Origin of the sequence: Ectopseudomonas oleovorans, assembly GCF_029845265.1 — a bacterium.
Lineage (GTDB): Bacteria > Pseudomonadota > Gammaproteobacteria > Pseudomonadales > Pseudomonadaceae > Aquipseudomonas > Aquipseudomonas oleovorans.
The window spans coordinates 46,975-59,201 of record NZ_JAOCLK010000031.1; the positions used below are offsets into that span (position 1 = coordinate 46,975).

Annotated in this window: 7 protein-coding genes; all 7 read right to left on the reverse strand. The window is 60.5% G+C overall.

What is annotated here, in order from left to right; all coding sequences use genetic code 11:
- Positions 1-131: 131 nt before the first annotated feature.
- Positions 132-1,550, reverse strand: a complete 1,419-nt coding sequence (locus tag N5J71_RS15750) for an FAD-dependent oxidoreductase (protein ID WP_074855135.1) — start codon at positions 1,548-1,550, stop codon at positions 132-134.
- A 34-nt stretch (positions 1,551-1,584) separates the two neighbouring features.
- Positions 1,585-6,033 (reverse strand): glutamate synthase large subunit, encoded by a 4,449-nt coding sequence (gltB, locus tag N5J71_RS15755; protein ID WP_279917204.1) that lies wholly within the window; start codon positions 6,031-6,033, stop codon positions 1,585-1,587.
- Positions 6,034-6,271: 238 nt separating this feature from the next.
- Positions 6,272-7,825: an SPOR domain-containing protein gene (locus tag N5J71_RS15760; protein ID WP_279917205.1), complete on the reverse strand. Its 1,554-nt coding sequence runs from the start codon at positions 7,823-7,825 to the stop codon at positions 6,272-6,274.
- A 10-nt stretch (positions 7,826-7,835) separates the two neighbouring features.
- Positions 7,836-8,939, reverse strand: coding sequence for a 3-dehydroquinate synthase (aroB, locus tag N5J71_RS15765; RefSeq protein WP_147810301.1), 1,104 nt, complete (start codon positions 8,937-8,939; stop codon positions 7,836-7,838).
- Positions 8,940-8,990: 51 nt separating this feature from the next.
- A complete protein-coding gene (gene aroK, locus N5J71_RS15770) occupies positions 8,991-9,509 on the reverse strand; it encodes a shikimate kinase AroK (protein WP_074855139.1) in 519 nt (172 codons plus the stop codon).
- A gap of 5 nt (positions 9,510-9,514) precedes the next feature.
- The gene (locus N5J71_RS15775) at positions 9,515-11,635 is read right to left on the reverse strand and encodes a type IV pilus secretin PilQ (protein ID WP_279917206.1); all 2,121 of its coding nucleotides are present in this window, start codon (positions 11,633-11,635) and stop codon (positions 9,515-9,517) included.
- A 55-nt stretch (positions 11,636-11,690) separates the two neighbouring features.
- The gene (pilP, locus tag N5J71_RS15780) at positions 11,691-12,215 is read right to left on the reverse strand and encodes a type 4a pilus biogenesis lipoprotein PilP (protein ID WP_003459027.1); all 525 of its coding nucleotides are present in this window, start codon (positions 12,213-12,215) and stop codon (positions 11,691-11,693) included.
- Positions 12,216-12,227: the final 12 nt, after the last annotated feature.

Here is a 12,227-nt window from a genome sequence, read left to right on the forward strand (position 1 = left end):
GGCAATCTCCTCGATAAAAGTACTGGAGACAGCCTACTGCCGATAACCCTGCGGCCCATTGCCTCAGGTCAGTAAAGGAGCAGATACGACGAGGCCGACATCAAGCCGGCCTCGTTCGCTACCGCGCGGAATCAGACGTTCAGATAATCCAGGATACCTTCGGCAGCGTTGCGGCCTTCGAAGATCGCCGTCACCACCAGATCGGAACCGCGCACCATGTCGCCACCGGCGAAAATCTTCGGGTTGCTGGTCTGGTGCTTGAACTGCGACTGCCCGGGCGCCACGACGCGGCCCTGGCTGTCAGTCTGGATCTCGAACTGCTCGAACCAGGGCGCCGGGCTCGGACGGAAGCCGAAGGCGATCAGCACGGCTTCGGCCGGGATAATCTCCTCGGAGCCCGGGATCGGCTCGGGGCTGCGACGGCCACGGGCGTCAGGCTCACCGAGACGGGTCTCGACCACCTTGATGCCTTCCACCTTGCCGTCGCCAACGATGGCGATGGGCTGGCGGTTGAAGAGGAACTTCACGCCCTCTTCCTTGGCGTTCTTCACCTCCTTGCGCGAGCCCGGCATGTTCTCTTCGTCACGACGGTAGGCGCAGGTCACGGCCTTGGCGCCCTGACGGATCGAGGTGCGGTTGCAGTCCATCGCGGTGTCACCACCGCCCAGCACCACGACGCGCTTGCCCTTCATGTCGATGAAGTCTTCCGGCGCCTTCTCGAAACCGAGGTTGCGGTTGACGTTGGCGATGAGGAAGTCCAGCGCGTCATAGACGCCCGGCAGGTCTTCACCGGGGAAGCCACCCTTCATGTAGGTGTAGGTGCCCATGCCCATGAACACGGCATCGTACTCATCCAGCAGTTGCTGCATGGTCACGTCCTTGCCGATCTCGGTGTTCAGACGGAACTCGATGCCCATGCCGGTGAAGACTTCACGGCGGCGGCTGAGCACGGTCTTTTCCAGCTTGAACTCGGGGATGCCGAAGGTCAGCAGGCCACCGATTTCCGGGTTCTTGTCGAACACCACCGGAGTCACGCCATTGCGCACCAGCACGTCGGCGCAGCCCAGGCCGGCCGGGCCGGCGCCGATCACTGCGACACGCTTGCCAGTCGGCTTGACCTTGGACATGTCCGGGCGCCAGCCCATGGCGAAGGCGGTGTCGGTGATGTACTTCTCCACCGAACCGATGGTCACCGCGCCGAAGCCGTCATTGAGGGTGCAGGCACCTTCGCAGAGGCGATCCTGCGGGCACACGCGGCCGCAGACTTCCGGCAGGGTGTTGGTTTGGTGCGAGAGTTCGGCGGCGGCCAGGATGTTGCCTTCCGACACCAGCTTGAGCCAGTTCGGAATGAAGTTGTGCACCGGGCACTTCCACTCGCAATACGGGTTGCCGCAGCCCAGGCAGCGATGCGCCTGGTCTGCAGCTTGCGCCGGCTTGAAGTTGTCGTAAATCTCGACGAATTCCTTCTTGCGCTGACGCAGCAGTTTCTTCTTCGGGTCTTTGCGCCCGACTTCGATGAACTGGAAGTCGTTATTCAGACGTTCAGTCATTGCATTACCTCATCAAACCACTTCAGGCGCATTCTTATTGCGGGTTGGCACGGGTGCTGGACAGCAGCGACTTCAGACTGGCCGCTTTCGGTTTCACCAGCCAGAACTTGCGCAGGTAATCGTCCAGGTTTTCCAGCAGGTTCTGCCCCCACTCGCTACCGGTTTCTTCGACGTACTCGGCCAGCACGCTTTCCAGGTGGCTGCGGTAGGCCTCCATCGCTTCATTGTTGATGCGTTGGATTTCCACAAGCTCGTGGTTGACGCGGTCGTAAAAGCCGTTGTCCAGGTCGAGCACGTAGGCGAAGCCGCCGGTCATGCCCGAGCCGAAGTTGTAACCGGTCTTGCCCAGTACGCAGACGAAACCGCCGGTCATGTACTCGCAGCAGTGATCGCCCGTGCCTTCCACCACCGCATGGGCGCCGGAGTTGCGCACGGCGAAACGCTCACCCGCGGTACCGGTGGCGAACAGCTTGCCGCCCGTGGCGCCATACAGGCAGGTGTTGCCGATGATGGCGCTGTCCTCGGTGGCGAACGGGCTACCAGCGGGCGGGGTGATGACGATCTTGCCCGCAGTCATGCCCTTGCCGACGTAGTCGTTGGCGTCGCCTTCCAGGCGCAGGTGCAGGCCACCGGCGTTCCACACACCGAAGCTCTGACCGGCAGTGCCCTTGAAGCGGAAGGTGATCGGCGCGCCGTTCATGCCCTGGTTGCCATGCACGCGCGCGATCTCGCCGGAAATGCGCGCACCGATGGAGCGGTCGCAGTTGCCGATGTTCAGCTCGAACTCACCGCCGGTCTTGCCGGCAATGGCGTCCTTGGCCATTTCCACCATCTTCTCGGCCAGCAGGCCTTCGTCGAACGGCGGGTTCTTCGGCACCTGGCAGAACTGCGGCTTGTCAGCCGGGATATGCGCGCTGGCCAGCAGCGGCGACAGATCCAGGTTGCCCTGCTTGGCGGTTTCGCCCGGCAGCACTTCGAGCAGGTCGGTACGCCCGATCAGCTCTTCCAGGCTACGCACGCCCAGCTTGGCCAGCCACTCGCGGGTTTCCTCGGCGACGTAGGTGAAGAAGTTCATCACCATCTCGACGGTGCCGATGAAGTGATCCTTGCGCAGCTTGTCGTTCTGCGTGGCCACGCCGGTGGCGCAGTTGTTCAGGTGGCAGATGCGCAGGTACTTACAGCCCAAGGCGACCATCGGCGCGGTACCGAAGCCGAAGCTCTCGGCGCCGAGGATGGCAGCCTTGATCACGTCCAGGCCGGTTTTCAGACCACCGTCGGTCTGTACCCGCACCTTGCCGCGCAGGTCGTTGCCGCGCAGGGTCTGGTGGGTTTCGGCCAGGCCCAGTTCCCACGGCGCACCGGCATAGCGGATGGAGGTCAGCGGCGATGCGCCGGTACCACCGTCGTAACCGGAAATGGTGATCAGGTCGGCGTAGGCCTTGGCCACACCGGCAGCGATGGTGCCGACACCGGCTTCCGCCACCAGCTTGACCGACACCAGCGCCTTCGGGTTGACCTGTTTGAGGTCATAGATCAGCTGCGCCAGGTCTTCGATCGAGTAGATGTCGTGGTGCGGCGGCGGCGAGATCAGGGTCACGCCCGGCACCGCATAACGCAGACGCGCGATCAGGCCGTTGACCTTGCCGCCCGGCAGCTGGCCGCCCTCGCCAGGCTTGGCGCCCTGGGCCACCTTGATCTGCAGCACTTCGGCGTTGACCAGGTATTCCGGGGTCACGCCAAAGCGGCCGGTGGCCACCTGCTTGATCTTCGAGCTCTTGATGGTGCCGTAGCGAGCCGGGTCTTCACCGCCCTCGCCGGAGTTGGAGCGACCACCCAGGCGGTTCATCGCCTCGGCCAGCGCCTCGTGCGCCTCCGGCGACAGCGCGCCGAGGGAGATACCGGCAGCATCGAAGCGCTTGAAGATCGACTGCAGCGGCTCGACTTCGTCGAGGCTGATCGGCGTGGCGGATTCCTTGACCTTGAGCAGGTCGCGGATCATCGACACCGGGCGGGTGTCGACCAGCGTCGAGTATGCCTTGTACTTCTCGTAGTTGCCCTGCTGCACGGCTTCCTGCAGCGTGCGCACCACATCCGGGTTGTAGGCATGGTATTCGCCGCCGTAAACGAACTTGAGCAGACCACCCTGCTGGATCGGCTTGCGGTTGTTCCAGGCCTCCTGAGACAGCAGCTTCTGCTCGTTCTCGATATCGACGAAACGCGCGCCCTGGATACGGCTGGCCACGCCACGGAAGCACAGTTCGGTGACTTCATCGGCCAGGCCGACCGCCTCGAACAGTTGCGCACCGCGATAGGACGCGACCGTGGAGATGCCCATCTTCGACAGGATCTTCAGCAGGCCTTTGGAGATGCCCTTGCGGTAATACTTGAAGACTTCGTACAGATCGCCCAGCACTTCCCCGGTGCGGATCAGGTCGCCCAGCACTTCGTAGGCCAGGAACGGATACACCGCCGAGGCACCGAAGCCCAGCAGCACGGCGTAGTGGTGCGGGTCACGCGCGGTGGCGGTTTCCACCAGGATGTTGCAGTCGCAACGCAGGCCTTTCTCGGTCAGGCGGTGATGCACAGCGCCGGTAACCAGCGCGGCATGCGCCGGCAGCTTGCCAGGGGCGATGTGACGGTCGGTCAGTACCAGCAGCACCTTGCCAGCACGCACGGCCTCCTCGGCCTGGTCGGCCATGTTGCGCACGGCAGCTTCCAAACCCAGCGACTCGTCGTAGTTCATGTCGATGACATGACGGTCGAAGCCCGGGCGATCGAGGTTCATCAGCGCGCGCCACTTGGCCGGCGAAATCACCGGGCTGCTGAGGATCACGCGGGTGGCGTGCTCCGGCGACTCGCTGAAGATGTTGCGCTCGGCGCCCAGGCAGATTTCCAGGGACATGACGATCGCTTCGCGCAGCGGGTCGATCGGCGGGTTGGTGACCTGCGCGAACTGCTGGCGGAAGTAATCGTAGGGCGAGCGCACGCGCTGGCTGAGCACCGCCATCGGCGTGTCGTCACCCATGGAGCCGACGGCTTCCTGGCCCTGCTCGCCGAGCGGACGCAGTACCTGGTCACGCTCTTCGAAGGTGACCTGGAACATCTTCATGTATTGCTTGAGTTGATCCGGGTCGTAGAAGGCCGAACCGTGGTCGCGGTCTTCCAGCGTCGCCTTGATGCGCTGAGCATGCTTGCGCAGCCAGAGCTTGTAGGGATGACGCGACTTCAGGCGGCTGTCGATGGACTCGGTATCCAGCACCTGGCCGGTCTCGGTGTCGACGGCGAGGATCTGCCCCGGGCCGACACGGCCCTTGGCGATGACGTCCTCTGGCTGGTAATCCCACACGCCGATTTCCGAGGCCAGGGTGATGTAGCCGTTCTTGGTGGTGACCCACCGCGCCGGACGCAGACCGTTACGGTCGAGCAGGCACACGGCATGGCGGCCATCGGTCAGCACCACACCGGCCGGGCCATCCCAGGGCTCCATGTGCATGGAGTTGTATTCGTAGAACGCGCGCAGGTCGGCGTCCATGGTCTCGACGTTCTGCCAGGCCGGCGGAATGATCATGCGCAGGCCACGGAACAGATCGATACCACCGGTGACCATCAGTTCGAGCATGTTGTCCATGCTCGAGGAGTCGGAGCCGACGCGGTTCACCAGCGGGCCCAGCTCGTCGAGATCGGGGATCAACTCGTTGGCGAACTTGGTGCGGCGAGCCTGCGCCCAGTTGCGGTTGCCGGTGATGGTGTTGATCTCGCCGTTGTGCGCGAGGAAGCGAAACGGCTGCGCCAGCGGCCACTTCGGCAGGGTGTTGGTGGAGAAGCGCTGGTGGAAGACCGCGATGGCGGTCTGCAGGCGCTCGTCACCCAGGTCCGGGTAGAACTGCTGCAGGTCTGCCGGCATCATCAGGCCTTTGTAGATGATGGTCTTGTGCGAGAAGCTGCAGATGTAGTGATCGCTGTCGTCGGCATTGGCCACCGACGAGCGACGGCGGGCGCTGAACAACTTAATGGCGAATTCCTGATCGCTCAGGCCATCGCCGCCGATGAACACCTGCTCGATCTGCGGCAGGCGCTCCAGCGCCAGTTGGCCCAGCACACTGGTGTCAATCGGCACCTTGCGCCAACCCACCAGTTGCAGACCAGCCGCGAGGATTTCGCGGTTCATGTTCTCGCGCGCGGCTTCGGCCTTGGCCGAATCCTGATTGAAGAACACCATGCCCACGGCATATTGCCCAGGCAGTTCGACGCCGAATTGTTCCCGGGCAACAGCGCGCAGGAATTGATCGGGCTTCTGGATCAGCAGGCCACAGCCATCACCGGTCTTGCCGTCGGCGTTGATACCGCCGCGGTGAGTCATGCAGGTGAGGGCCTCAATAGCGGTCTTGAGCAGGTGATGACTAGGTTCACCTTGCATATGGGCGATCAAGCCGAAGCCGCAGTTATCCTTGAACTCATCAGGACGGTACAAACCTGCTTTCATAGGGGGGACTCTCACCAGGCTGCCTAGACTTCAGGCAAATTACTTTCTAATTCAATTGCTTAAACCCGAATAACAGGCACGGGCGTGCTTTGCATGGGCAAAAGGGAGGTCATTGTACATATCCACCCATGGCGTCACAAATTTTCGTGACGAAGGGGTGAATATTTATGTCGCAAAAACGAAGGATAAGACCGCAAGGTCGTGCTAACGACCAAGCGATCATCTTGAGACAGAGCGCTTAGCGGCTCATTTCCTGCTGAATGCTACCCAGCGTACGAGGCCAGGGCTTACCCGCCTGCAGCTTGGCGGGCAGGGTTTTCACCGCCGCCTGAGCGGCGTCGCGACTGGAGAAGCTACCATAGGTCAGCACGTACAGCGGCTGCCCTTGATGGATTTTCTTGAAGTAGCGGTACTCGCTACCCCCCTCACGCACCAGCGCCTGAATATTGGCCTCCGAACGCGATCCGAGTACCTGCAAGGCATAGCGGGACGCCGGCTGCTGCGCATACCAGTTGGTCGCCGCAGCACCTGAGGCTACAGCCGGAGCGGGCGCAGGCTTAGGCGCAGGCGCTGGTTTAGCGGCCGCTGGTGCGGGCTTTGCCGCAACAGGCTCAGGCTGCTTCACTGGTGCAGGTGCAGGTGCAGGTGCAGGTGCAGCAGTCATTGGCGCAGGCGGCGGCGTGACTGTCGAGGGCTCAGGCGTAGCCGGCGGCTCAAAGTTATCCAACGCCTCCCCGGCAGCCTCAGCCAGAGGCTGGCGAATCACGGCTTGCGACTCCCCCACCAGCGGCAGAGGCAGTGGTTGACTGGTGCCGGCAAATTCGATAGCTGGCGCACGCCCCTTCTCTGCAGAAGCCTGCGCAGACTCCTGAACCTCGGCGGCGGGCGCGGATGATTGCAAAGGCAACGACGAACTGCTGGCCACCGGCGCAGGCGAGGATGACTCACGCCCCTGCATCATCCAGGCAGCGGCGACGCCAACCAAGACGACAGCCAACGCCAGCAGGTGCTTTTTCGGTAAGTTAAAACCGCCACCAACGCCGCGACCGGCAGCACGCTGCGCAAGCATTTGCTCGACCAGCAGCTCACGCGCTTCCTGATTGATCGCTCCAGGCCACCCCTGAGCGCGCACATGGATGTCTTCGACCTGCTCATCAGATAACAGATCAATACCCTGACCAGCGCCCTCGAGCCGCTGCGCCAGGTAGTCACGCGTTTCATCTTCGGTATAGGGCTGCAGCTCGATGGCGTGGTAACACTCCTCGCCATCCGCCAGCGCCTCCAGACGCGCCAGGAGTCCCCGCTCGGCAAACAGGAAAATGTGCGGACGCCCGTCGGCATTGCCAGCAGCAAGCTCCAGAACGCATTTCAAGGCAGCGTCATCCAACTGATCGGCATCATCGACGAGTAGATAAACCTCCTGCCCGGTCAGCGCCAGTTGTGCAACCTGCGCCAATACCGAGCGCACGTCGGCCTGAGCGATTGCCAACCCCTGAGCCACTTGACGCAGCAGCGCGTCAGCCGTGGTCGCCCCCTGTGCAACGACAATGCTCTGCACGGCCTGCTTGTTGGTACTGGCAACCAGCGCCTGACGCAGCAAGGTCTTGCCACTTCCCTCAGGGCCGACCACAGCCAGCAACAGCTGACTGTAACGCGCAAGATGATGCAATTGCCCAAGCACCGGCTTGCGCTGCGCCGGGAAGAACTTGAAACCAGGTACTCGTGGCGCAAAGGGGTCGTGACTGAACTGGTAATGCGCCAGGAAAGCTTCGTCAGCATGCAAACTGGTCATGGATCACTCTTCAAGAGTTGGACGACTGAGCCAGCGCTGCGTAATCGCTACGCAGCGTGGCGTCTAGAATTTCACGCGGGTAGTCGGCGGTCACTACAGCCTCACCCAATCGCCTGAGCAACACGAGACGCAGCTGACCATCGAGCACCTTCTTGTCCACTGCCATATGCTCGAGGAACTGCGCAGGCGTCATATCCTGCGGCGGCACCACCGGCAGCCCGGCAGCCTGCAACAGGCGTATGCCTCGGTCTCGATCCGCCGCCGACAGCCAGCCCAGGCGATAGGACATTTCCAGCGCCATCACCGTGCCTGCGGCGACCGCTTCGCCATGCAACCACACGCCGTAGCCCTGCTCGGTCTCGATAGCATGCCCAAAGGTGTGACCGAGATTGAGAGTGGCGCGCACTCCCGACTCACGCTCGTCCGCAGCGACGACACGCGCCTTGGCCGCACAGGATTGCTCGATAGCGTAGGTAAGCGCCTGCTGATCAAGCGCACGCAAGGCCGGTATATTCTGCTCCAGCCATACCAGGAAGGGCTCATCGCAGATCAGGCCATACTTGATGACCTCGGCCAACCCAGCGGAAAGCTCGCGCTCCGGCAGGGTGCGCAGGCTGGCCGTATCAATCAACACCGCCTTAGGCTGATAGAACGCGCCGACCATGTTCTTGCCCAGCGGATGATTGATCCCCGTCTTGCCTCCCACCGAGGAATCCACCTGAGACAACAACGTCGTCGGCACCTGGATGAAATCCACACCTCGCTGGTAACAGGCAGCAGCAAAGCCCGCCATGTCGCCGATGACGCCGCCACCCAGAGCGATAATTGTCGTGCGCCGATCATGCCTGGCCGTCAGCAGGCCATCGAAAATCAGCTGTAGCGTTTCCCAGTTCTTGAACACCTCGCCATCCGGCAGCACGATCGAGGCGACTTTGAAACCCTCAAGAGATCGCATAAGCGTTTCGAGATACAAAGGCGCTACGGTCTCATTGGTGACCACCGCCACCTGCCGTCCGCCGATATGGCGCGTGAGCAACTCAGGATCTGCCAGGAGACCCGCGCCGATATAGATGGGATAACTGCGCTCGCCAAGTTCAACGTGAAGAGTCTGCATGAGGCCCCCAGAATAAAAAGGCCACTAGGATAGCGCAGTTCGCCCCACGCTTTAACGGGGCGACAAGGCTTCCAGACGCGAGAGAATTTCCTGAACCACCATACGCGGCGGACGCTCGTCCGTCTCGATGATGATATCGGCAACTTCCCGATACAGAGGATCGCGCATGGCCATCAGATCCCTGAGCACCTGAGCCGGATTGGCCGTACGCAACAACGGACGATTACGATCACGCGAAGTCCGGTCGATCTGCTGCTCAACGGAGGTATGCAGGTAGACGACTCGCCCTCCCGCATGCAAAGCCTGGCGATTCTCGGGACGCATTACCGCTCCGCCCCCCGTGGCCAGCACGAGACCGTCCTGCTGCGAGAGCTCGGCGATCACCGCCTGCTCCCGCTCACGAAAACCCTGCTCGCCCTCGACATCGAAGATCCAGGGAATATCGGCACCGGTACGCTGCTCGATCTCCTTGTCGGAGTCTTTGAAAGGCACGCGCAGTTCTTTGGCAAGCAAACGCCCGATGGTGCTTTTTCCAGCTCCCATCGGGCCAACGAGGATTACATTCCGCACTTAGGTCATCGGTTCACGGCAATGGCTTGGTTGTTCATGATGCGCGGAGTGATGAAAACCAGCAACTCGGCCTTGTTGTCGCTGACGATGTCACGACGGAACACTCGGCCCAAGAATGGCAGGTCACCAAGGAATGGGACTTTCTCTACACCCTTGGTCTGGGTGTTGGAGAACACCCCACCGATCACAATGGTCTCGCCATCATTGACCAGTACCTTGGCATTGACTTCGTTCTTGTTGATCGGCGGCACCCCGTGCAGGGCCCGGGCGAAGTCTGGCGCATCCTTGGTTACTTTCACTTCCATGATGATGCGATTATCCGGAGTAATCTGAGGAGTAACCTCTAGGGAGAGAGCCGCCTCCTTGAAGGATGTACTGGTCGCGCCACTAGAGCTGGCTTCCTGATAGGGCACTTCCTGCCCCTTCAAGATTTTCGCTGTCTCCTTGTCCGAAGTAACAACCTTGGGCTGGGAGACAATCTCGCCATTACCGGTCTTCTCCATGGCCGACAGCTGTAGATCCAGTGTCACATTGTCGGTAAGGAAGCCGATGCCTATACCTGAAGTACTGCCCAAAACCCCCATGTCGACGAATGGCACAGGAGCCACACCATCCTGCAGCGAAACGTTGCCTACCGTATCGGTGCCCGGCAAATAGACCTGCCCGCTTTCATTATCGAAGGAAGTTGCACCGTCCTTGCCGTAGACGCTCCAGTTTCCGCGACGAGTTGCCCCTCCCCAACGCACACCCAAGGCCTTGTCGTAGTCCACGTTGGCCTCGACGATACGCGCCTCGATCATTACCTGACGCACAGGAATGTCGAGCTGGGCAATGATACGCCGCAACTCATCCAGGCGATCCTGCGTCTGGTAAGCAATAATGCTGTTAGTGCGATCATCAACCGTTACAGAACCACGGGCATCGGATGATGCACCATCAGCACTGGTGACCGACTGAAACAGCTTCGCCATATCAGCAGCCTTGGCATAATTCACCTGAATCAGTTCACGACGCAGCGGAGCCAGCTCAGCAATTTGCTTTTGCGACTCCAACTCCTGACGCTCACGAGCGGCGATCTCATCTGCCGGAGCAACGAGCAATACATTACCAACCTGGCGCTTATCCAGCCCCTTGGTCTTCAGCACCAGGTCCAACGCCTGATCCCATGGCACGTTCTGCAAACGCAGAGTGATATTGCCGGCGACAGTATCGCTTGCAACCAGGTTCAGATCGGTGAAGTCCGCAATCAGCTGCAGCACCGAACGCACGTCGATATCCTGAAAGTTGAGCGACAATTTCTCCCCGGTATAAGCAAAGCGCTCAGCCTTGCGGCGTTCTACGTCATCCTGAGTGAGAGGTTTGACACTCAACGTCAGCCTGTTCTCGGTCTGGTAAGCCAGGTAATCGTATAACCCGACTGGTTCAATCACGATACTGGTTCTGTCTGCGCTACCCGTAGCACTGACGAACTGCACCGGCGTGGCGAAATCCTTCACATCCAGCCGTACACGCAGCGACTCGGGCAGGTCAGTCTTGGCGAAGTCCAGACGAATCTTCCCACCCTGCTCTTGGATATCAGGACTGATCGATGCATCGGAAAGGGTAATGACGACATTACCCTCACCCTGCTCCCCACGCTGAAAGTCGATATTACTGATTGTTTTCGGTTGAGGACCGTAAGTTTTCTTGGGCGGAACCGCCGCTACCGAAGCAGGCACCGAGGCTGAGGGCCGCGACGCGACGGCAGAAGAATCACCAACCAGAACATACAGATCATTACCCTCAACTCGGGTGCTGTATGGCGCCAGACTGGTGAGATTGACAATCAGACGGGTACGGTCCTTGGCCTCGACAATGGTAATGCTACGCGCATTACCGACACCCAGTTCACGATTCTTGGAGCCGAGCTTGTTCGACACGCCCGGCAGGTCCAAAGCGATACGCGCAGGCTGCTCGATGGTATAGCCGCGAGGAGCCATTACCGGCTCATCGAAGGAAAGCTTCAGCTCAACTCGATCACCAGGCAAACTGGCGACATTCAAATCCTGAAGATTGGCCGCCAATACCGCGGGCGACAGCAGCGCCGCCAGCAGAACGACGCTAAGACGCGAAAGAGAGCTGTTCATTTTCGTATCCCGTGTGGCAGACAGATTATTTATATTCATTTCTCACCCCGCCCCGTCAGGAGCGCTCCTTCAAGGAAAGGCTGCGTGGTCGCTCAAGCCAGCCACCTTCGCCATCTGGAACAATTTCCATAACATCGATCTTGGAGTCATCGATCATGAGAATCTTGCCGTGGTTACGCCCAAGAAAGTCGCCTACTTTTACACGATGAACACCACCCGCACCGCTAACCAGAGCGAACAACTGGCGATCATTTCTCAGCGTGCCAACCATCTCGAACGTGTCTATGCTGAACCCTTCGAGGAATTGCTTGACACGGCTTTCATCCGGCTTGATCTCTGGCGCCCCTTTTTGTCGGGTGACGACATCGATTTTAACCGGGGGCTGAAAAGGGCTACGTAGAGACGCAGCACGATAGGTGAAGCTTTCATACGGCTGAAACGTCGGCAGCGGCTCAATAGCGCCTTTAGGCTTTGCGCGCACTTCATCCATATAGATACGCAAATCGGAAAAATCACCACCGACACCGCACCCGGCCAAGAGAGCGAAACCCGCCACCAGAACCAAACGAGAGAAACTCATTGTTGAGCCCCC